22 protein-coding genes and 1 pseudogene are annotated in these 22,601 nt (G+C 40.2%); 5 read left to right on the forward strand and 18 right to left on the reverse strand.

Going from position 1 to position 22,601, the window contains the following annotated elements:
• Positions 1-278: 278 nt before the first annotated feature.
• Positions 279-1,148: an agmatinase gene (speB, locus tag N1I86_RS07955; RefSeq protein WP_003353387.1), complete on the reverse strand. Its 870-nt coding sequence runs from the start codon at positions 1,146-1,148 to the stop codon at positions 279-281.
• Positions 1,149-1,174: 26 nt separating this feature from the next.
• Positions 1,175-2,005 carry a spermidine synthase gene (gene speE, locus N1I86_RS07960; protein ID WP_003353388.1) on the reverse strand — a complete coding sequence of 277 codons (831 nt, stop codon included), beginning with the start codon at positions 2,003-2,005 and terminating at the stop codon, positions 1,175-1,177.
• Positions 2,006-2,336: 331 nt separating this feature from the next.
• Between speE and N1I86_RS07965 the strand changes: the two genes are divergently transcribed.
• Positions 2,337-4,394 carry a transglycosylase domain-containing protein gene (locus tag N1I86_RS07965; RefSeq protein ID WP_003353389.1) on the forward strand — a complete coding sequence of 686 codons (2,058 nt, stop codon included), beginning with the start codon at positions 2,337-2,339 and terminating at the stop codon, positions 4,392-4,394.
• 151 nt (positions 4,395-4,545) lie between these two features.
• On the opposite strand, the gene N1I86_RS07970 is transcribed toward N1I86_RS07965, so the two are convergent.
• The 3 genes from N1I86_RS07970 to N1I86_RS07980 form a co-directional block, all read right to left on the reverse strand.
• Complete coding sequence (locus N1I86_RS07970; protein ID WP_003353390.1) at positions 4,546-5,046, reverse strand: YwhD family protein; 501 nt, start codon at positions 5,044-5,046, stop codon at positions 4,546-4,548.
• Between the two features lie 171 nt (positions 5,047-5,217).
• Positions 5,218-5,430, reverse strand: coding sequence for a hypothetical protein (locus N1I86_RS07975; RefSeq protein WP_341095838.1), 213 nt, complete (start codon positions 5,428-5,430; stop codon positions 5,218-5,220).
• A 108-nt stretch (positions 5,431-5,538) separates the two neighbouring features.
• Entirely contained in the window at positions 5,539-6,192 is a 654-nt protein-coding gene (locus N1I86_RS07980; protein WP_003353393.1) for a site-2 protease family protein, read from the reverse strand.
• A 233-nt stretch (positions 6,193-6,425) separates the two neighbouring features.
• On the opposite strand from N1I86_RS07980, the gene N1I86_RS07985 reads away from it, so the two are divergent.
• Positions 6,426-6,614 (forward strand): 2-hydroxymuconate tautomerase, encoded by a 189-nt coding sequence (locus tag N1I86_RS07985; protein WP_003353394.1) that lies wholly within the window; start codon positions 6,426-6,428, stop codon positions 6,612-6,614.
• Between the two features lie 17 nt (positions 6,615-6,631).
• Here the strand turns inward: N1I86_RS07985 and N1I86_RS07990 are convergent, their stop codons facing one another.
• From N1I86_RS07990 to N1I86_RS08030, 9 genes are all read right to left on the reverse strand, one after another.
• Positions 6,632-7,141 (reverse strand): YwgA family protein, encoded by a 510-nt coding sequence (locus N1I86_RS07990; RefSeq protein WP_327804612.1) that lies wholly within the window; start codon positions 7,139-7,141, stop codon positions 6,632-6,634.
• Between the two features lie 38 nt (positions 7,142-7,179).
• The gene (locus tag N1I86_RS07995) at positions 7,180-8,478 is read right to left on the reverse strand and encodes an HD domain-containing protein (protein WP_040341056.1); all 1,299 of its coding nucleotides are present in this window, start codon (positions 8,476-8,478) and stop codon (positions 7,180-7,182) included.
• 487 nt (positions 8,479-8,965) lie between these two features.
• On the reverse strand, positions 8,966-9,187 hold the full coding sequence (locus N1I86_RS08000) for a DUF1450 domain-containing protein (RefSeq protein ID WP_003353397.1): 222 nt from the start codon (positions 9,185-9,187) through the stop codon (positions 8,966-8,968).
• 342 nt (positions 9,188-9,529) lie between these two features.
• Entirely contained in the window at positions 9,530-10,465 is a 936-nt protein-coding gene (gene rbsB / locus N1I86_RS08005; protein ID WP_048624267.1) for a ribose ABC transporter substrate-binding protein RbsB, read from the reverse strand.
• A gap of 66 nt (positions 10,466-10,531) precedes the next feature.
• Positions 10,532-11,482 carry an ABC transporter permease gene (locus N1I86_RS08010; protein WP_341095842.1) on the reverse strand — a complete coding sequence of 317 codons (951 nt, stop codon included), beginning with the start codon at positions 11,480-11,482 and terminating at the stop codon, positions 10,532-10,534.
• Positions 11,463-12,965 carry a sugar ABC transporter ATP-binding protein gene (locus N1I86_RS08015; RefSeq protein ID WP_341095844.1) on the reverse strand — a complete coding sequence of 501 codons (1,503 nt, stop codon included), beginning with the start codon at positions 12,963-12,965 and terminating at the stop codon, positions 11,463-11,465. Before N1I86_RS08015 ends, N1I86_RS08010 begins: the two co-directional genes overlap by 20 nt.
• A gap of 5 nt (positions 12,966-12,970) precedes the next feature.
• On the reverse strand, positions 12,971-13,378 hold the full coding sequence (gene rbsD, locus N1I86_RS08020) for a D-ribose pyranase (RefSeq protein WP_048624270.1): 408 nt from the start codon (positions 13,376-13,378) through the stop codon (positions 12,971-12,973).
• Complete coding sequence (rbsK, locus tag N1I86_RS08025; protein ID WP_341095847.1) at positions 13,375-14,259, reverse strand: ribokinase; 885 nt, start codon at positions 14,257-14,259, stop codon at positions 13,375-13,377. Before rbsK ends, rbsD begins: the two co-directional genes overlap by 4 nt.
• Positions 14,259-15,233, reverse strand: coding sequence for a LacI family DNA-binding transcriptional regulator (locus N1I86_RS08030; protein WP_341095850.1), 975 nt, complete (start codon positions 15,231-15,233; stop codon positions 14,259-14,261). Before N1I86_RS08030 ends, rbsK begins: the two co-directional genes overlap by 1 nt.
• A 496-nt stretch (positions 15,234-15,729) precedes the next feature.
• Here N1I86_RS08030 and N1I86_RS08035 point away from each other — a divergent pair, with 496 nt between their 5' ends.
• On the forward strand, positions 15,730-16,425 hold the full coding sequence (locus N1I86_RS08035) for an RsfA family transcriptional regulator (RefSeq protein WP_003353406.1): 696 nt from the start codon (positions 15,730-15,732) through the stop codon (positions 16,423-16,425).
• A 58-nt stretch (positions 16,426-16,483) separates the two neighbouring features.
• Here the strand turns inward: N1I86_RS08035 and N1I86_RS08040 are convergent, their stop codons facing one another.
• The 4 genes and pseudogenes from N1I86_RS08040 to N1I86_RS08055 all read right to left on the reverse strand — a co-directional run bounded on the left by N1I86_RS08040 (position 16,484) and on the right by N1I86_RS08055 (position 20,587).
• Positions 16,484-17,329, reverse strand: a complete 846-nt coding sequence (locus N1I86_RS08040; protein ID WP_003353407.1) for a lipoate--protein ligase family protein — start codon at positions 17,327-17,329, stop codon at positions 16,484-16,486.
• Positions 17,330-17,651: 322 nt separating this feature from the next.
• The gene (locus N1I86_RS08045) at positions 17,652-18,788 is read right to left on the reverse strand and encodes an RNA-guided endonuclease InsQ/TnpB family protein (RefSeq protein ID WP_341097281.1); all 1,137 of its coding nucleotides are present in this window, start codon (positions 18,786-18,788) and stop codon (positions 17,652-17,654) included.
• Positions 18,789-19,834, reverse strand: a protein-coding gene (locus N1I86_RS08050; RefSeq protein WP_076611651.1) for an IS630-like element ISBs2 family transposase whose coding sequence is annotated in 2 segments (ribosomal slippage) — positions 18,789-19,328 and positions 19,331-19,834 — 1,044 coding nt in all. Because the reading frame shifts where the segments join, the coding sequence is not laid out codon by codon here.
• Between the two features lie 102 nt (positions 19,835-19,936).
• Positions 19,937-20,587: pseudogene (locus N1I86_RS08055) on the reverse strand (IS607 family transposase).
• Between the two features lie 219 nt (positions 20,588-20,806).
• Between N1I86_RS08055 and hemQ the strand changes: the two are divergent.
• Both hemQ and gerQ read left to right on the forward strand, forming a co-directional pair.
• The gene (hemQ, locus tag N1I86_RS08060) at positions 20,807-21,562 is read left to right on the forward strand and encodes a hydrogen peroxide-dependent heme synthase (RefSeq protein WP_341095853.1); all 756 of its coding nucleotides are present in this window, start codon (positions 20,807-20,809) and stop codon (positions 21,560-21,562) included.
• Positions 21,563-22,112: 550 nt separating this feature from the next.
• Positions 22,113-22,598: a spore coat protein GerQ gene (gene gerQ / locus N1I86_RS08065; RefSeq protein ID WP_003354336.1), complete on the forward strand. Its 486-nt coding sequence runs from the start codon at positions 22,113-22,115 to the stop codon at positions 22,596-22,598.
• Positions 22,599-22,601 lie beyond the last annotated feature (3 nt).

Below are 22,601 nucleotides of genomic sequence, written 5' to 3' on the forward strand. Positions count from 1 at the left end.
TGCGGTGCCATGCCCAATGTTTTCATTCCTGTTCAATCAAACTAAAAAAACCGTTCCGTTTTTCGTTCACTATAACTTTATCATTATAAGAGGGATTTCTACAAAAGGCAATGTAGGGAGTCTTTAAAAAATTTTTCCACACCTTTTCTAACTAAAAGCTTGCTTAACGGAATCAAATTTTATAAAAAAAAGACCTGCCCTAAAACGGCTTAGCCGGAAAGTTGTCCTTCTCCCAGCCGTCTTGAGCAGATCCTTTTATATATAAGCCAAAATGATGATTAAAACCAGCCCAATAGCATTTCGCGAATCAATTTGCTGGCTGTATTAGCCGTTTGCTCAGAGTGGTCGTACACAGGCGCCACCTCGACAAGGTCGGCTCCCACCACTTGAACTTCGGAACGGCTGATTTCCAAAATGGATGCGAGCAATTCTTTTGAAGTAATCCCGCCGCAATCTACCGTTCCGGTTCCCGGGGCGTGAGCCGGATCCAGCACATCGATATCAATCGTCACATAAACCGGCCGGCCTTTTAATCGTGGCAAAATCTCTTTTAAAGGTTCAAGAACTTCAAATTTGGCAATGTACATACCGTTTTCTTTCGCCCATTGAAATTCTTCTTTCATTCCAGAGCGTATGCCAAACGAAAATACATTCTCAGGACCGATCAATTCAGCCACTTTTCGAATCGGAGTCGCATGGGATAAAGGCTCTCCTTCATAATCCGTCCGCAAATCCGTATGGGCATCCATATGAATCACCGCCAAATTTGGATAGCGCTTATAGACGGATTTAATGACCGGCCACGACACGAGATGCTCTCCCCCCATTCCCAGAGGAGATTTCCCGTCTGCCAGCAATTGGTCAATATACTCTTCGATTATTTTTAAGCTTCTTTCTGCATTCCCGAAAGGAAGGGGGATATCGCCGGCATCAAAATAGCGGATTTCCTTTAGTTCTCTGTCCAAATAAGGGCTGTATTCCTCAAGTCCAATCGACACTTCCCGAATCCGGGCCGGCCCGAACCGGGAACCTGGCCGGTAACTGACCGTCCAATCCATCGGCATACCGTATATGACGACTGAACTTTCCTCGTAATTTGGATGGCTGCCAATAAACACATTTCCCGAGTAAGCTTCGTCAAAGCGCATGTTTCCAGACCTCCCTGTGGCACCTCTTATTTTGTCAAATCTTGCACAAATTTCGGCAAAACAAATGCTGCTTTATGAATTTCTTTCGTATAGTATTTTGTTTCAATATCAAGAAATTGTTCATCAGGCACCGCAAGCGGGTCATATTTTTTCGAACCGATGGTAAATGACCATAAACCGCTTGGATACGTCGGGATATTGGCAAGATACAATCTCGTAATCGGGAAGATTTCCTTTACATCCTTCTGAACTTTGCGGATTAAATCGGCTTTGAACCAAGGGTTATCGGTTTGTGCGACAAAAATGCCGTCCTCTTTCAGCGCTTTGGAAATTCCGGCGTAAAAGCCTTTTGTAAATAAATTGACTGCCGGTCCAACCGGTTCCGTTGAATCAACCATGATGACATCGTATTCATTTTCACTTTGTGCGATATGCATAAAACCGTCGTCGACTTTTACTTCCACTCGTTCATCTTCCAACCCGGATGCAATCTCCGGCAAGTATTTCTTGGAATACTCAATGACCTTGCCATCGATATCGACTAAAGTCGCTTTTTTCACATTCGGATGCTTGAGCACTTCACGGATTACACCGCCGTCTCCTCCACCCACGACCAGAACGTTTTCCGGGTTTGGATGAGTAAACAACGGAACATGCGCCACCATTTCATGGTACACAAATTCGTCTCGTTGAGTGGTCATCACCATTCCGTCGAGAAGAAGCATGTTTCCCCACTCTTCCGTTTCAACCATTTCCAAGTATTGGAAGTCCGTTTTCTCTGTATGTAAAGTCCGTTTGACCTTCATCGTAATTCCAAAGTTTTCCGTCTGCTTTTCAGTAAACCAAAGTCCAGCCATTAACCTGCTTCCTTTCATTTTAAATTTGTTCTAAACATTTTCAGCCATTTTTCTCATGAAACGATAGATTTTATCCATCGTTTAGCTTATTAGAATTCCCCATTCTTATCAAATTTACAAGATGGGAGTTTTCTGATTAAAAGAGTGGAAAAACAATAAATCCTAAAAGAAAAAACCAAACATGTCAATCAGTATATTGGAAACTGCCAAAATTTCAAGAGTTTTTTTCTGCCTATGCGCTCCTTTCACCTGCCGATGTTTAAAAAGCTGACTTTTTTTTCATACTAAAAAATGAGAGAAAACTGCTTTTATATACAAGCGGGGTGAAAATATGGAAATTATCACAAATTCAAGATCCAGTAAAACCGTGAAATACTTTCGAGCTTTCTTCTTTATTTCCCTGCTTTTATTGATATTATTTTCGGCCGGAGTTCTCGCCATATTCTCCTATGCAAAACTTTTAGGACCTCCGCCGCTGTCAGTTCCTCAATCTACTCTTCTGTATGCGGACGACGGAACGTTAATAGGAGAATCCAACCGCGGAGAAAAACGATATTGGGTGAAAATAGAGGACATTTCTCCTTACCTCCTCGATGCCACCGTTTCGATAGAAGACCAAAAGTTTTACGAACATCATGGGTTTGATTTAAAAAGAATTGCCGGAGCCGCTTTGGCTGATGTAAAAGCGATGTCCAAAGTTCAGGGAGCCAGCACCATTTCCCAGCAGTATGCCCGCAATTTATTTCTTCATCACGACAAAACGTGGAACCGAAAATTGTTGGAAGCATTTTATACGATCCGCTTGGAAATGAATTACACAAAAAAACAGATTTTAGAAGGATATGTGAACACCATCTATTATGGCCACGGCGCATATGGGATTGAAGCAGCCAGCAAATTTTATTTCAATAAAGATGCGAAAGACCTTTCTCTCGCGGAAGCCAGTATGCTGGCCGGCATTCCTAAAGGCCCCAGCATCTACTCGCCGCTTATTTCTTTTCAAAAAGCGAAAGAACGTCAATTATTAATATTGCGCAAAATGGAGAAAGACGGCTATATTACTGCCAAACAACGCCAACAGGCAGAAAAAGAGAAACTAACGATTGTCGGAAAACAATCGGATCCGAAAAACAATATAGCCCCTTATTTTCAAGATGTCGTCAAACAAAAGCTGAAAACGGATTTGGGCTTGGACGATCGAACGATTGAATTCGGAGGGCTTCGAGTCTATACAACCTTAAATTTAAAACAACAAAAACTGGCAGAAAAAGTAATCCAAAATCAAGTCTCTCCAAACTCTCAAATACAGGTAGGGCTCGTGGCAATGGAACCGAAAACCGGTTACGTCACCGCGCTTGTCGGAGGGCGCAATTATGAACAAAGCCCTTTCAATCGTGCTGTGCAAGCCATCCGGCAGCCGGGTTCCACTATGAAGCCCTTTCTCTACTATGCTGCTTTGGAGCACGGCTTTACACCTGCCACAACGTTAAGAAGCGAATATACTGTTTTTCATTACAACCATGGTCAAAACACCTACACACCGCATAATTTTAACGACCAGTATGCCAACCGTGAAATTACGATGGCACAAGCTTTAGCTGTATCGGACAATATTTACGCCGTCAAAACCAATATTTTTCTTAAACCGAAAACATTGATCGAAACGGCCAAAAAATTCGGAATTACAACCCCATTGGAAAATGTCCCTTCTTTGGCACTTGGGACTTCCGGGGTCAAATTAATCGAAATGGTGAACGCCTACTCGATGTTTGCCAACGGAGGGAAACAAATCGAGCCCGTTTTTATCAAAAGAGTAGAAGACTCCCACGGAAATGTGATTTATGATAATCACCCTTTGCAAAAGCAAATATTGGATAAACGTCTCGCTTTTGTGATGACCCATATGATGACGGGCATGTTCGATAAAAAATTAAACGGCTACGCAACGGTCACAGGAGCATCAATGCTGAAAGATCTGACAAGACCTTATGCCGGCAAATCAGGCTCGACTTCCGCCGATCATTGGATGATCGGCTTCTCCCCTCAGCTGACAACAGGGATATGGACGGGATACGATAACGGAAAGGAAATAACATTAACAGAGGACAAGAAACTTGCGAAAAAAATTTGGGCCGCTTTTATGGAAAAATCGTTAAAAGGGCAGCCTAAGAAATCATTCAAACCACCAAAAGGAGTGAAAGCGGTCGCCATCAATCCGCTGAACGGAAAACTGGCAACCAAAGACTGCCCCGTTTCCGTAAAGACTTATTTTGTTGCCGGAACCGAGCCGACCGAATATTGTACGGAACACTTGAAGAAAAAAGATCATTCAAATCCAACCAAAAAGAAAGAAGAAAAAAATTGGTTTCAAAGGTTGTTTGGCTTGTAACCAAACGGCCTGCCAACAGAAAAAGCCCGGAATCTGTCTACCGGGTTTTTTCGTGTCTTCATTATTCTTAGTGGCAAACGGTTCGAACATCCTTGTTTTTTCTAACAACTATCTTAGATTTATAAAATAATCGTCGTTCCACACAAAAAAATTATTGCAAGCCATTTTTCAATTGTTCGCTGGATCGCTCCCACATGCCTTTATCATGGCTTTCCAAAAAGTCTTTTAACACTTTTTTGGATTTGGCATCCATATGATCCAATATAAAATGTCCCTTTAACGATTTATCCAATCGGTTCACATGTTCGGGCAAAGATTTGTAGCCTCTTCTTGTTTCTTGATTGACGGTCATTTCGCAAGCGGTCGCCCCGTAATAATAAGGTCCTTCTTCTCCTTGCTGGACGGTCACCCAAACGATCCAGTACGGTTTCCCATCCGGCACTTCTTCCTTATGAGGAGTAAATTTGATTCTCTTCTCTACTTCACTGCGCGCATGCATGGCGCCTAAATCGACAAACGCTTCACCCGCCTCCACGTCAATGATGACCGGTGAAACATTGTCTAGGCTTACCGCTCCTTTTCCGAATCCTCTATGGCCATCCAGTGGATCATTTTTGATAATATGAAACCCGATATTTTTCTTTTTCTCCATGTATCCAACCTCTCCTTGAACAAGATTTTATTCTCAATATATCGCAAACGCTTTCCATATCCAAACAGAGATTTTTTTTCATTTTGAATTTACAGTTGAATCAAGCGGCTGCGCCATCCAAGCTGTGATTTGTCAACCATGCCTTCTCCATCGAATCTTCATCTTTCAAGATCATTCATTATTTTTATCTTTTATTTCAGCTTCTAATTCTTCCATTTCTAAATTCCATTTATCTCGTGTACTATACAATATTTCAAGGATGAAACTAGAAAAAGAATCTTGATTTTGATCGATTTCTTTTTTTAGTTTTCTAAGATCTTCTCTCAATTTTTCGACTGCTTCTTTTTTCTCTTCGATGGACAGATATTCATAAATTTTCCTCATTCCATAACCGCCCTTTTTCAGTCAATGAACATAATAGCGGCAATCAAGCCATAGCCTTGCAATGGCATCTACAATTAGCAACGACTATGTACTTGTTATTCGCACATTTTAAAAAAACGGAGAAAACAACGAACTAAACCCTTGCAAAATCGCCGGCACTACCATATTGAAGAGGGGATGAATCGTATAACGGTCAAGCGGAGTAATGACTAAAATTAAAAAGATCAGCGCCCCATATTGCTCATACTGGCTCATTTTGACCCGAAAAGACGGTGTTACAAGATCTTCAATAATGCGATATCCATCCAGTGGCGGAAACGGCAGCAAATTAAAGACAAAAAGAACAAGATTCAGCCACAACATCATATTTAATAAATCCACGAAAAACTGCGGCAATGCGGAACCACTTCCGGAACGGATGAAAAAAAACATGATCACATAAGAGAGAAACGCAATCAAAAAATTGCTCAAAGGTCCGGCAATCGATACGAGAACACCGGCCAGCCTCGGGTTATGAAAGCGGCTGCGGTTGACAGGTACGGGACGCGCCCATCCGAAACCAGCAATCAAAAGAAACAACGTTCCGATCGGGTCCAAGTGCGATACCGGGTTTAATGTTAATCTTCCTTCATCTTTGGCCGTAGAATCACCAAATTTATAAGCAACAGCAGCATGTGCAAATTCATGCACCGTAAAAGCCACCACTAAAGAGATAATGACAAACGGAAGTTCCTGAAACGAATAAGCAAAAAAACGATCCAAACTATCGACTCCTTTATTTGATGTTATTTTTAGACAGCCAAACTATTAGGAAAAATGACGGATGCTTCCCCTATTCAACGTGCATCTTTTGTTTTCCTGCCTTTTGAAAAACTTTCCTTTATCAACATCTTATACTAAAACTTTGAAAATTTTATCACAGATTGTTCTTTTCTTGCTGTTTCCAAAAGAAAAGCATAAAATCTGAGATAAGAAAGTATAAAGGAGTGATACATATGCCTTATGTAACCGTAAAAATGCTGGAAGGTCGTACAGATGAACAGAAAAAAGCGCTGGTGGAAAAAGTCACGGAAGCAGTTTCAGAAACGACAGGAGCTCCGAAAGAAAAAGTGACTGTTTTTATTGAAGAAATGTCCAAAAACCATTATGCCGTCGCCGGCAAACGCCTGAGCGATGAAAACTGATCCCGGAACGCCAAGCCTCAATGGGGCTTGGCGATTCCTTTTAATTCTTCAATATACTGGTACGCTTTTTCAATTTCTTCTTCCGTATAGTTTTGCTTCTTTTTTAAGGTGAAAATTTTCTCCTTTACTTCTTCCTCGGACAAATGATCGAAATACAAAACGGTAGATACCAGCTCCAGAAATCGGGCGCTTTGCTCATTCATATGGAGCACGCATTCTTTTAATTTAGGTATCTCCTCTTCATAAAGCTTTAAAAAATCCATTCCTTCTTTTGTAACGGTGTAGCGATATTGGTAATAGCCGCCTTTCTTTTCCTTTTCTTCATGAACAAATCCCATATTGCATAATTCTTCCACTCTCAACGTCAGCTCTTCTGAATAGGGTCCATAAAAATGGAACTGAAACTTTTCTTGAAAAGGAAAGGATATTTTTTTGGCAATGTAAATCATTTTTTGCAATTTTTTTCGACCGATAATTTCCCCACAGGCGGAAAAGGCACTCATCAATTTGACATGTTCTTTTAACAACGTGGTCATCTCCTACTCCAAAATTCCTTACTTACCATTTAAATGTCCAGTATCTCGCGAATTTTTCGTTTGATCGACGGTTTTGAACGGTCATCTTTGAGGAAGTCGGCAGGATAATAGAGTTTATGATCCGTCCTCCTCTTTCCAGATATCGCGTCCACAATATCCGATTCTCTTGACAGTTCTCTTAATTCCCCGTTCCTCATCAGCAAATGAATGGGCAAACGTTCCTCTTCTTCACCTGGGCGATAAAAATCGTAAGGAAGATCTGATGACGAATCCAACACCAAGTAATAATCAGGATTGATTCCGGCCTTTCGAAACAACGACTCTAATTCACTGTATTTCTTATATTCTTTAGCCGGATCAAACTCGATATATTTGAAAAGATTCCTGTTGACAAAGCGATTGGCGAGATCCTTTAAAATTGGATCTTCCTCTTCCTGCCATATTTGGAAATAATAAAGGATAATGGATTCATCCAGCTTCAAATAATCTTCAAGGGTAATATCGCCTTGAAACAAAGAATAGAAGTGAACGGGATCCTGTTTAAAAGAATAACCATTTCGATACAGTTCTTTTGCGCGGTGAAGAATTTTCGTCAACACCACTTCCGCACTTCGAGTCACAGGATGAAAATAAATTTGCCAATACATTTGATACCGGCTCATTATGTAATCTTCTACCGCATGCATGCCGCTGTATTTAAACACCACTTGATCTTCCCGAGGCCGCATAACCCGCAGTATCCGCTCCATGTCAAAATGACCGTAGCTGACGCCGGTAAAATACGCATCTCTTTGCAAATAATCCATGCGATCCGCATCAATCTGACTGGAAATCAAACTGATAACCAACTTATTATGGTATGTTTTGGCTATCACTTCCGCCACTTTTTCAGGAAAATCGCTTCCCCCTCTTGAGAGGACTTGATGGATTTCCGTATCGCCGAGAATGATTTCTCTCGTAAATTGTTCATGATCCAAATCAAAGACTTTTTCAAACGAATGAGAAAAAGGTCCATGTCCGACATCATGGAGCAAGGCGGCGCAAAGCGAAAGTAGACGTTCTTCTTTATTCCACTCAGGTCGGCCATCAAACACATCATCGACAATTCTGCGGACGATTTCATAAACACCAAGTGAATGGCTGAAACGGCTGTGTTCTCCGCCGTGAAATGTCAAAAACGTTGTACCAAGCTGGCGAACCCTCCGCAGTCTTTGAAATTCTTTCGTTCCGATCAAATCCCAAATCATTTGGTCTCTTACGTGAATATACCGATGAACCGGGTCTTTAAACACTTTTTCTTCATCTAACTTTTTTTTGGAATAGTCCATCTCACTGCGCACAGAAGACCCCCACTGTTCCATAATAGCCAGGATAAAGCTCCGTAAAAGCAGGGGGAGGAATGAGTGTTGTGCAATGGCAAAACACTCCTGTACTTCCTCCTTTCAAATTAAAATATGGTGAAATAAAAACGGATTGAACAATGACGTATGATCCGTTCATTAGATAAACGGGAGCAGCACTAGTTGTCCTGCAACCAAAAATGGAAAAACATCCTTTATAATCCCAAAAAAACGAAAAGACTTTGCAAAGATCCTTTTATATACAAAATGTCCTATTGCGGGACATCAGGATGTTTGCATCAAAAGCTTTTCTTATGCCAACACCCACGTCATTTGAACGAAACGCAAGGAATTCTCTTTCCTCATCAAACCTATTTCTATTGTATCAGCAAACAGACTTTTGCGAATCCCCCGTCTTCCATCCCAGATAATGAAAAATCACCTTTTCCGTTTGGAATGAGGTGACACGTTTCATCTATTTTAGTCTTTTCTTTACTTTTTCTATCAATTCATCTTCCGTTAATGCTGCAACCGGGCGGTTATTCACAAAGGTGAACGTTTTTTTGCGGCCTGGACCGCAGTAGGATTGGCAGCCGATTTTAATCTCTGCATCGGGATCCAAGGCTTTTAGCTTAGGCAGCAACGTTTTCAAATTGACAGCCTGACAGTCATCGCAAACACGAAATTCGTTTGCCATTCCATACAATCCCTTCTGTTTTGTCTCTTAAAGCTATCGGTATTTTACCCCTTAATTTAGCAGTTTGCAAGTTCAACGGGCAGCCTGTCTCGTTGGAAAAATCGTGATTTCTTATCATGTTCTGCGAATGGGAGACGGGATGATAGACATATGAAAAGGACTTTGATTCCCTCTCGAAAAACATGCCGGGCTCCTTTGTCTGAAATGAACGTGCTTTCTCTTTTTCATCCATAAAAAATCGTATTTGCTTTACGAATTCGTTTTATCGTCCTGTTCCCCGGCTGTCGGCATCGTCAACAATAAAAAAATCCCCATTTATATGGGGACCTGAAAAGCAAATATTTATTTCATTTTTGATACGTTCTCTTTTGTAACGAGCTTTAACGGTACAGCAATTTTCTTTTCTACTTTCTTTCCTTGTAAAACATCAATGGCCGCCTGTACGGACTTTTGACCAATCAGTTCCGGCTGTTGAGCCACGGTAGCAGATAATTTCCCTTTTTTGATGGCTTTGATCGCATCGTCATTTCCATCGAATCCAATGACTACAATATCGCGGCCTGAACTTTTGATCGCCTCGATAGCGCCTAATGCCATTTCATCATTATGCGCAAATACCGCTTGAATATTTTTTTGAGCTTGTAAAATATTTTCCATTACATTTAAGCCTTTGGATCGGTCGAAATCGGCAGCTTGCCGCGCGACAATATCCAGTTTTTTATCTGCAATACTATGGAATCCTGCACCGCGTTCACGTGTAGCAGAAGCACCTGGCTGACCTTCAAGTTCAACCACTTTTGCCTTTTCCCCTACTTGATCGATGATATAGTTTGCTGCCATTTTGCCGCCTTTTATATTATCAGAAGCTACAAATGTTGCGACATTTCCCTCGTCAGCTGAACGGTCGATCGTAATAACAGGTATCCCCATTTTATTAGCCGATTTCACAGCAGTCGAAATGGCTGCTGAGTCCGTTGGGTTAATGAGTAAAACGTCAACTCCTTGTTGAATTAAATCTTCGATATTATTGACTTGTTTGGTGGAATCATTTTGGGCATCTACGACTATGACATCCATTCCTTTTTTCTTGGCTTCTTTTAAAATGCCATTTTTTAACGTGACAAAGAATGGGTTATTTAAAGTGGAAATACTGACGCCAATTTTCATGTCTTTTAAATGGTCTTTTTTGGCTGGTTTGGCCCAATTAGGAGGCTCAAGTGAACATGCGCTTAACAAGAGAACGATACACATCATCATTATGCCTGCTAATTTTTTCATTTTGATTTTCTCCTTCAATTACGATGTTATTTTCAAAACTTGATAGGTTTTCAAAAGATTGTTTCCTTATGCTTTTCTCCGATCAATTAAAACCGCTATTAATATGACGACACCTTTTACAACTTGTTGGTAAAAGGAGGAAACACCCAATAAGTTTAACCCGTTGTTTAATGTTCCAATTATGAGTGCTCCAATTAAAGTTCCAAAAATTCTACCTCTTCCCCCGGATAAACTGGTTCCACCTAAAACAACAGCGGCGATCGCATCCATTTCATAAGCCGTTCCCGCTGTCGGCTCTGCTGAATTTAATCGAGACGTTAAAATCGCACCGGCCAAAGCAGACATCGTACCTGCTAATCCATAAATCATCCATTTTACACGATTGACTTGAATACCAGAAATAATGGCCGCTTTTTCATTACCGCCAATGGCATATGTTTTGCGACCGAATGACGTCTTATGAAGAACAAACCATAAAATGGCGAAGGTAATGATCATCGTAATCGCAGGAACAGGGATTCCCAGAAAGTATCCTTGCCCAAATAATTGAAAGGTGTAATGGTTCCCTAATCCTGTGATAGGGTTGCCGTCTGTGTAAACGAGCGTAAGTCCTCGATAAATCGTCATCGTTGCTAAAGTGGCAATAAAGGGCGCCATTTTTCCTTTCGTAATAAGCAATCCATTAAACATCCCCATGAGCGTACCGAGTAAAGCACTAACGATGATAGCCAGAATAGGATCCATGCCTGATACAATCATTCCCGCCATTAAAGCACTGGAAAGCGCTAACATCGATCCAACCGATAAGTCAATTCCACCGGTCAAAATCACAAACGTCATTCCAAAAGCAATTAATGCATTAATAGATACTTGTCGCAGTAGATTGAGTATATTTAATGGTGCTAGAAAAGATGGATTTAAAATGGCTACAACTACGAACAATAGAACAAGTGCAATCAACGGACCCAATTTTGAGAACACTTGCGACAATGGGCGTTTAGTTGTTTGTGTGTTCATGTAATTTTCCTCCAGTCGCTAACGTCATAATCGTTTCTTGGTCAGCTTCTTTTCCTTGAAGTTCACCTGCGATTTTCCCTTCATGAATGACTAGAATGCGGTCGCTCATCCCTAATATTTCAGGAAGTTCCGAGGAAATCATAATAATCCCCATTCCACGATCGGTTAATTCATTCATGAGCTGGTAAATTTCACGTTTGGCGCCAACATCAATTCCTCTTGTCGGTTCGTCCAAAATTAAAACTTTCGGGCCAATGCCAATCCATTTCGCAATGACCACTTTTTGTTGATTACCGCCTGATAAATTTCCTGCAGCTTCTTCTATTGAAGATGTTTTAATTTTTAAACGCTTGCTCATCATGTCGACGAACTTTTCCTCTTCGTCACTTTGAACGATTCCTTTAGGTGCCAAGCTAAATAAGTTAGGAAGGGAAATGTTTTCTCTAATCGAAAAGTCTAAAATTAATCCTTCCTCTTTTCGGTTTTCCGTTGCAAAAGCCATATGTTTTCGCACAGCATCATATGGATTTTTAATCGTTACTTTTTGGCCGTCTATGAATATTTCCCCTTCATCCAGCGGATCGATGCCGAATAGGCTGCGCATGATCTCTGTGCGGCCCGCACCCATCAAACCGGAAATACCCAAAATTTCCCCTGAACGAAGCGAAAAATGAATGTTTTCGAAGTAGCCTTTTCTTGTTAAATTTTTGACTTCAAACACGATCTTCCCCGGTTTAGGTCGTCTCTCCGGAAAACGATCTTTTAGTTCACGCCCCACCATTTTTTTCACTACTTCATCAAAGTTCGTTTCTTTTATCGGGGAAGTATGGACGGTTTTCCCGTCGCGCATAATGGTAATGCGGTCGCAAATCGTAAAAATTTCCTCCATACGGTGAGAAATGTACACAATCGATACGCCGTCTTTTTTCAAAGATTCCATCAACTGAAAAAGTCTTTGAATTTCCCTGTCTGTTAAAGCAGAGGTAGGTTCATCCATTATGATCACTTTGGCATCGGTCATCAAGGCTTTGGCAATCTCGATCATCTGTTGTTCTCCAACAGAACAAAGACCCGCTTCTTGTTCCAAGGGAAGAGTCATCCCAAGGCGTTTAAAAATATCTTTTGCTAACGCTTTCATTTTTTTCGTATTTAAAATTCCGAGTTTATTCGTTGCTTCTTTCCCAATAAACAAGTTTTCTAGCACGGTCATTTCCGGCCAAATATTTAATTCTTGGTGAATAAACATGATTCCGGCATCTTCTGCCTCTTTTGGACTTTGAAAATCTGTTTCTTTTCCATCGATGACAATCTTGCCGTTATCTTCTTTATGAAGACCTGTCAAGATGTTCATTAATGTTGATTTTCCGGCTCCGTTTTCCCCCATCAGTGCATGTACTTCGCCGGGTTCTAGCGTAAAATAAACACCATCAAGTACTTTATTAGCACCAAATGATTTATGAATATTTTTCATTTCAATCCGCACTTTTTTCACTCCTTTCCTGTTGAAAAAATGACGCCTGCTTGCAATATACAGTTGGAATAAGGAGTTGCTTCTCCTGTTCGGATGACCGCTTTTGCTTGTTTCATGAACTGTTTCAATTGTTCATGGGAGATAAAATCCACCATTCCGCTAAATTCAGATTCTAAAAATTGAAACTGAGCGGGATTATTCGTTTTGATTTCTTCAGCTGCAATGGCTTTTTCGACGACCATATCATCATGTATGACCTTCACAACCTCTTGAAAGGTAGGAGTTCCGATTTTTATGGCTAAATCAATTTTGGGAATATCTTTTGGCACCGGAAGGCCTAAATCACCGATGACGATCCAATCGGTATGGCCGAGATCCGCAAGGACTTTTGCAATAGAACTGTTCACGATTCCATGTCGTTTCATTTTGCAACCACCCTTTCCACTTCTTCCCGCGTCGGCATTCCACCTTGTGCCCCAAACTTGGTAACCGATAGGGAAGCAGCGCAATTCGCAAATCGCAAGCTTTCTGTTATCGATTTTCTTTCTGCCAAAGCGACTGCAAATGCGGCATTAAACGTGTCCCCGGCTCCTGTCGTATCGACCACATCGACTTTGTAAGACGGAATGGCGACTTCCTCTGTTCCGTTATGATAACGCACCCCATGCTCTCCTTCCGTAATGATTAATTTATTCGGTAAAGCGGCAAGCATCTCAGATCGTTCTTTCCCGTCAAATAAAACTTGATATTCATGTTCGTTTGGCGTTAAAAACGTTGCTTTTGATATCACTTCTGGATTAATTTTTCTGGCAGGCGCCGGATTTAAGACAAGCTTCACTTCATTCGAAGCACAAACGTCTGTCACATATTCTACTGTTTCTTCCGGAATTTCTTGTTGAATCAACACTACATCCGCTTTCTTGATGGACTCTAAGGCTTTCTCTACATAGTCTGGAGTAATGAAATCATTCGCCCCTTTTACGACAATAATGCTGTTGTTTCCATCCGCCAAAGTAATGTGGGCTGTGCCTGACTCCACACCTGTAACCGGTTTCACAAAATCGGTTGAAACACCATTTTTTTGTAAATTATCGACGATCAAACTTCCATAATGATCATCACCGACACAACCAATCAATGTCACTTCGGCGCCAAGTCTTGCCGCTGCCACGGCCTGGTTTGCTCCTTTACCGCCCGGCACGGTTTTAAAAGAAGTACCAATAATGGTTTCTCCTGCTTCTGGTCTTCTTGGTGAAGTGACCACTAAATCCATGGACGAACTTCCGACTACCACTATTTTAACCATTAAGACTCCACCTTTCTTGTCGTTTCTCTTTCTATTAATTTTACGGGCAGTTTTATCTGAGTATCCATACATTTTTCTTTTCTTAAAATAGCCAACAAAAGCTTGGCTGCTTCTTCGCCCATTTTATAGGCTGGTTGATGAATGGTGGTTAAGGGCGGAAAAACTAGTTCACTAATGGGGACATCATCGTATCCGATTATTTGCAGATCTTCCGGTATTCTTTTGCCGATTCTCAACGCCTCATGAAGGACAGCGGTTGCCACCACATCATTACATGCCAATATTCCGTCTGTTTTAGGATACTTTTGAAAAACTTCCTTTGCACTGGCTTTTGCTCCATTAAAAGTAAAGGACGTATCCATGACGTAGAAGCAAGCACTGGATTGGCTTAAAACGTCAAGAGCGGCTAGAAAACGTTCTTGTGCAGGACGTATATGCTGCGGTCCTCTTAACACCGTAATCTCTCTGCTCCCGCGTTCCAATAATGTTCTAGCTGCCAATCTCCCTCCTTGCTGATGATTGGAGTAAACAGAAGGAAATTGATCTGTCGTTCGATCGAGCAGCACGACAGGAATTTTTAAATTCAAAAAACGATCTGAATGGATCGTAGATGCAATGATGCCCATTACATGATTTTGAAGAAACGTTTCAATATAACGAAACTCCTTTTCCATATCTTCATCGCTGTTGCCAACGATCAAACGATATCCCTCATTTTGAACAGCATCTTCCACACCACGGGCTAATTCGGGAAAAAAAGGATTCGTGATATCTGGAAGCAAAAGACCGATTAGTTTGGATTCCCGCTTGTATAAAGATCTAGCCACTTCATTCGGCTTGTAGTTAAGCTTTTGAATGACTTCCAGAACTAATTTTTTCGTATCCTCCTGTACATATCCGCTCTTGTTTAAAACACGGGAAACCGTTGCTACAGAGACCCCCGCCTCTCTCGCAACGTCTCTAATCGTCACCAATTGGTTTCACCTCTACGAAAACTGTAACCGTTTACATATATCTTACTCTTTCATGCTAAAAAGTGCAATCCTTAATTTTTTGTAAAAAAAATTATGATAAATTAGTTTGTTCTCTTTCTCCAAGTTGAACGAATACATTCTCTCTTAAAACGGCTTTGCTTGCTCAGAATTTTTTAATGAACTCGAAATAGCCTCGTTCTTTTGGAAGGTTGATAAGGTTGATCTTCCCGGTCTCATGAATGCCTTCTTCTTAGCAGAGTGATTTCTTTTTGATCACCAATAAAACAAAGAAAAATTTTGCCATTAATCCTTCATTCCCAAAATCCGCAGAGTGATGATTATCGCCGAAACGGTCATTTACTCTCCTTTTTTTGCCGTCCAAAATTCCATATCAAACTATTACTCAAAATATTTTTTTGCAAATGTATAAAACTATTCGTTATTGACCAAGATGTAAATAAGAAAAAAACATTTTTACAAAAGGGAGTTGAGAACCATGAAAACACGCCAGGATGCCTGGACTGAAGAAAATGATCTGCTTTTAGCAGAAACTGTACTGCGTCATGTAAGAGAAGGAAGCACTCAATTAAACGCTTTTGAGGAAGTTGGGGACAAGTTAAACCGGACGTCTGCTGCTTGCGGCTTTCGCTGGAACGCTGTCGTCCGCCATCAATATGAAAAAGCTCTTCAGCTTGCGAAAAAGCAGCGAAAACAGCGGCAAAGGCTGTTAGGCAAAGACCAAGGAGGCAAAAAGAAACTTCTTTATCAGCCGCCTGTGCCTTCCATAGAGGAAGTGGAAGCGATGTCCCTGCCCGTGGTAAACGACAATCTAAAAACCAGAGAACAAGAAGCGGCATTGCCTGCCGTTATCGCACCAAGCGGTGAAATTACGCTGGAAAAAGTCATTGCATTCTTGCAAAACATGACCCATTCCAACTACCACGCAGATATTTTAAAAAGCGAGAATGCCAGATTGAAGCAGGAAATTGCAACCTTAAAGCAAGAAAAAGAAGAATTGGAAAAGAAAGTGAAAGAACTAGAAAAAAATTCTATGATTATGCAAGAAGATTACGAAACTTTAATAAAGATTATGAACCGCGCCCGCAAACTAGTCTTGTTTGAAGACGAGGAACCGGCTCCGACTACTTTTAAAATGGATCGAAACGGAAATTTAGAAAAAGTGGCTGAATGATTATAGAAAGATCTGTCCTCCGCCGATGCTTTGGCGTTGAGGACGGATCTTTTTTGCATTAGCAGGAGGCAGCCAAGAGCTTTTCGTTGCGTTCCGTTACCCGCTTCAGGTAGTACTGATAAAGCTCTATTTCTTCCCCTTCCAATTGGCTCATATAAAGGGTTTCACTGACCGTTTTTAATGCCGTGAAAAATCGAGTCATCACTTTCGTCATCGATAAAGCTGGGTCGATTAACTCAGCGAGGGAGGCCATCACTTCCGGCCGAATTTCGGGGTACTCCCACTTGGTTACAATGTCTTTTTTCCCAGCTTGGTAAAATTTTCGAATCAACTCCGCTCGTTCTGCCCCGCTTCCGGTAACGCCTATATAAATTTGGACGGCAACGCCATTTTTTATTCGTCTTTGCGATATCCCGGCAAACTTTTTTCCGCGAATGCTCAAATCATAGCTTCCGGGGCAGTAAGAACCTATGATTTCTCTCGCTTCGATTTCTTCAGGATAATCGTGAAACATTAATTGAACCAGCTTCCACACGGCATCATACCCTCTATCAATATCGATGCCTTTTTCCGTATCCGGAAATATTAAAGAAAGATTTAAAACTCCTTCATCAAGCAATACAGCCAGTCCGCCTGAGTTTCGGACAATATAGCGGTAGCCCGCATTTTCTAAGACTCTTAAACCATCTTGAAGAAAAGGAAGTTTCGTATCTTGGGTGCCAAGAACTACCGTCTGATGGTGAACCCACGCTCTTGCAGTCGCAGGGGAAGCACCTGCCCCAACGGAAGTGCAAAGCGTATCATCAGCCGCAAACGATTGCAAAGCGTCAAACATCGGCCCTAAACTCGATTGGTCGATAATCCTCCACGCTTTCTGTTGTAATAGAGCCAAAGCATTACTCATCAAAAAATTCTCCTTCAGTCATCGTTTCGTGATCCTATTATATCACCGCTATTTCACGGATGGAAAGAATAGAAAGCGATTGTTCGCCTGCCTAAAATAAAGGTCCACTTCTAGGAAATTTTCGGTTTCTCTCATTGTAATCCGTTACAGAAAACTTATAAAAAGTTATAATTTCCTACAACTTTTATGTTTCATTACTTCTTCATCGTGTCTGCTTTCACGTCTATCTATTAAACAGATCGCTACTTGCATTTGGTGTAACACTCCAAAGTCGTAAATTCCCGACTAACGAATCGGTACATGTCTGCATTAACTTGCATTGTTAAGATGCAGATTCTAAAACATTTTCACCATATTTTTTAAGATTTATAGACGCTTGATAATCTCGATCAACAATATTTCCACATTCGCATTCAAAAGTTCTATCGGATAACTTCAAGTCTTTTTTAACTTTTCCGCAACAAGAACACAACTTAGAACTTGGAAACCATCTATCCGCCAAAATGAAGCGAATATTATTCCAATTTGACTTGTATTCAATTTGTCTTCTAAATTCATGGAAACACTGTTGTTGAACAGATTCAGCTAAATGTTTATTTTTCATCATACCTTTTACATTCAAATCTTCTAAAACAATAAACATTGGTTTTCTGTTTACGATTTCAGAAGTGATTTGATGTATGTAGTTATGACGAATATTCGTTAGTCTTCGTGAAACTTTTAAAAGTTGCTTTTCACTTTTTATAATGTTGTTGGTTTTCCTGTAACGGTTTCCCTCCCTTCCTTTTTCATATTTTCTTGAAATTTTACGTTGCAACCTGCGCTTTTTCTTTTCTAATTGCCTAATTCTTTTTGTTTTATTAATATTTCCATAAACTTTACCATCAGAACAAACAGCTAAATCTTTTATTCCTAAGTCAATACCTATCCCTTCTGTTTTTGAAGGAGAATAATCACTATCTGTTTCTATTCCAACAGATACCCACCAATTCAAACCATCAAATGTAAATCGAGGATTCATATACTTAACATTTTCACCAAATGGAATACGTCCTTTTTCTGCTAATCGAATCCAATTTATCTTTTGTTTATTCGACTTTTTACTTGAAGCAAATCCCTCTACTTTAACATGTGTTTTTGTGAATTTGATTTTCACATTATCCTGATAAAAACTAGGTATAGATTTCTTTTTCCTTTTAAATTTTGGATATTTTGATAGTCCTTTAAAAAATCGTTTGTAAGCATCACAAGCATCTTTAATAGCTTGTTTCGTTACATTATTACTTACATTATTCAGCCAATTAAATTCATCAAGATTTTTCATTTGAGTAAACTGTTTTCTCAAAGTTGAATCATTGATGAATTTACCACTATTTTGATAATTTTCTTGTTGCTTTGCAATTGTCCAATTATAAGCAAATCTAGCTGTATTCGCATATATATAAGTTGAATTAAAGATTTACAACTGAACACACAAACGATCGATCGTTTGTTCTGGTTTCTGGTTGATTCGCTGAATAAAGGCTTGGACATTCTTTCTAATTTCTTGCACACTCGAATAGAACACGTTGTAAATCACGTCTGATTTCAGCCATTTCCATAGCCCTTCAATCAAGTTCAATTGCGGACTGTATGGTGGCAAAAAGACGAGCTCTAACCGATCTTCGTGTTCTTTTAAAAATGGCTGAATGAGTTTGGCATGGTGAATTCGAGCGTTATCTAAAATCATCACTATTTTGCCTGTGGGATAGCGTTCTAACACAAGTTGAAGAAATCGAAGAAATGTTTCCGCGTCATAGCATTCTTCTTCGATGCAAAACACTTCCCCTGTTTCGTAGTTCAACGTGCCAATCAGCTTCAGCCCTTGATGTTTTCCAAACGTCGGAATGATTCGTTGTTTTCCTTTGACAAACCATGTTTTTTGAATCGCTTGGTAATCACGAATCATCGACTCATCTTGAAAGAGGACATGGGCGATGTTCCCATCTACCAGTTTTTTTTTACTTCAGGGAAGGTGATTTCGACGAATTCTTTTTGTTTCTCTTCATCGGCATTGGCTAGTGTATAGGTCGGTTTCGTATAGCTTAGCCCTAACCGATGCAGAATGTCACTTGTTCCGCGAAGCGTGTATGTTGGCCCCCACTTTTGTTGAATGAGTTCAGCGATTATCGCAAGCGTCCAATTATATTTTGCTTCGAATCCCACATCTACGGGGAGCTGATGTTCAATGATCAAAGCCAGCTCTTTTTCCTGCTCAGGGGTCAATCGACGTGGGGCGCCAGGTGAGTATTTCATCTCCAGTCCATCAAGACCGCGCTGGGCGTAGGCATGAATATAGTTATAAATAGTTTTCTTGGATCGACCAATAATCGTTGCGATTTCTCCTTTGGTATATCCCTGCAAATGAAGATAAATCGCTTGGTAGCGTTCATATGCTCGTTTACTTTTTGCTTCTTTCATGGCAGTGGACAACTTTTCGATCTCGTCTTTGTGATTTGGCATCATATTTTCTCTCCGTTCCCCTATTTTCTCTTTGTATTTATTCGCCGTGGAACGGGAGAAAACCTTTATTTCAATTTATATAGAAATAATTTAGTTTTTTGCTTATTATTTGGTTTCAACATCCCTTTTATTGACTTTATCATTTAGCAACTCCTCATTTTCCTCAATTAATTCATCTACTAACTTTCTAGTTTTATTAGCACGTTTTCCTTGTAATCTACAACTAAATACTGTAACAATCTGTATTAAATCTTCTACAAGTTCTTGTTCATCTGTTTTTTCAGTGCTATCTAAAACTTCAATCTCACACCCATTAAGGTTTGCCATATACTCAACCAATTCAAAACCAAATCTAAGAAGCCTATCTTTATAGAATACTACTATTTTATCTACTTCTTTGTTATTTATCATTTTGATTAGTTGACGCAAACCTTTTTTCTTGTAATTAATCCCACTACCAATGTCTTGAATGATTTCATATTCAACATTTAACGATTCTAAATATTTTTTCATATTTTCAACTTGTCTTTGCAAATCATCTTTTTGTTTATTAGAAGAAACTCTGCAATAACCAACCACTTTTTGACTAGTTTCTTTAATACCAAGTACCTCTTTAAGTTGATCGTGAGAATAATATCTATAGCCGTTTGAGCCAGTATGATGTGGTTTTAATTTTCCACTTTTGTCTCAATTTCTTAAAGTTTGTGGCGTTCGATTGATTAATTTGGAAAATTCATGAATGCTATAATATCTCATGCTATATTCCTCCTTAAATTAAATATAGCATGAAAAAATTAAAGTAAATAAAATTTTATAACTTTTTATAAGTTATTTAAAACTGTTTAAGCCCTCTTTCTAAATGAAGCTTCAAGAATTAGTCACAACTGCACAGGTTTCTTTTCAGATGAATAGGGACAAACTATGGTATATTAAAAAAAGAGAAAGTTGAAGCATTTTGAATAGGAGTTGATATCGTTGAGTGAAGCTGCGCAAACACTGGACGGCTGGTACGTCCTTCATGATTTTCGAACCATCGATTGGGCCCTGTGGAAAGCTCTTTCCAGCGAAGAACGTCAATTAGCTCTGGCTGAACTTAACCGTTTCTTAGAAAAATTAGAAAAAACACAAGCTGAACAAAAAGGCAGCCATGCGCTCTACTCCATCGTGGGGCAAAAAGCCGATATAATGCTTATGACATTGCGCCCAACAATGGAAGAATTGAACGAGCTGGAAAATGAATTTAATAAACTAACAATCGCGGAGTTTACGATCCCGAGCTACTCATATGTATCCGTCGTGGAACTAAGCAACTATCTCCCTTCTGATTCCGATGAAGATCCATATGAAAATCCATATGTGCGTTCTCGGCTTTATCCCATTCTGCCAAAATCGAAATACATTTGCTTTTATCCAATGGACAAACGCCGGCAAGGAAACGACAACTGGTATATGCTTCCAATGGAAGAACGCCGTGAATTGATGAGAAGCCACGGATTAATCGGACGTAAATATGCCGGCAAAGTCAAACAAATTATTTCCGGTTCGGTCGGTTTTGACGATTACGAATGGGGAGTTACCTTATTTGCCGACGATGTTCTCCAATTTAAAAAATTGGTCTATGAAATGCGTTTTGATGAAGTAAGCGCCCGCTACGGCGAATTCGGTTCTTTCTTCGTCGGTCCGTTGTTGGAAAAAGAAAAACTTCCTCAATTTTTTCATATCAATGAATAAATCGAGATAGGTCCTTAAGAGCCAAACTCTTAAGGACCGTTTTCTTTCTCTCCGTTTATGAAAACCTGTATTCTTTCCCCCTAAAAAAACTTTGTCGCAAAATTTGTACAATTCATTAAGAAAGCTGTTCATTTTTTGAAGATGCTTGCATAAGTATGAAAATGGGCTATTTCATTAAAAAACATAAAGACGCTCTTCAAAAAGTGAGGTGAAATACAGAAAAACTGCCTATAGCGAAGATGGTGCTTTTTCTGTCTATTTTATAGGAAAGGTAAGCCTATAATCCATAAAAGATGGATGTTCCAATGCCATTGCTTTCCTGTTTGCAACTGATAAGACCTATTGGCAGCGCCATGCTTCCAACCTCCGAAGACATATCAGAAGAGCCAGAAATAGAAAATGGTTGGCAAAAGAACCATTTCACGCCGTCAAATTAAAGCGGTTGTTTCTTTAACAGTTTCCTGAATAGAACCAGGCAGGTCTATTCCTTTTACTTTCTATTAAACCTCTTGCCCAAGGTGTATAAATATTAGAATAAGGAGGATCTCGAATGAGGCAACAACCAAGTGGTAACCAACAAGTGTATTATACTTATCCGCAAGGATATCCGGCTCAAGCGGTCCAGCCAAGCCCATATCCTCATGTACCCTTTTACCCTGGAGCGAGCCAGCAACAGCAGCAAGTAGGAGGTGCTGCTCCAAGCCAACAAACTCCAACCAGCGTCGCTCAATATATTCCGGGAATGCTGCCCCTAGAGCAATCGTATATTGAAAATATTTTACGGCTGAATAAAGGGAAACTCGTCACCGTATATACGACATTTGAAAACAATCGAGAATGGAATGCCAAAATCTTCAAAGGAGTTATCGAGGCAGCCGGCCGCGATCATCTTATTATAAGCGACCCGCAAACAGGCACACGCTATTTGCTTCCTATGGTATACGTGGACTACATTACATTTGAAGAACCGATTGAGTATGAATATCCGTTTGCAGGCGGAGGCGGCGGACCAGGCGGATCGTACCAGCCAAGATAACGG

Origin of the sequence: Bacillus sp. FSL W8-0116 (assembly GCF_038003825.1) — a bacterium.
Lineage (GTDB): Bacteria > Bacillota > Bacilli > Bacillales > DSM-4216 > Bacillus_O > Bacillus_O smithii.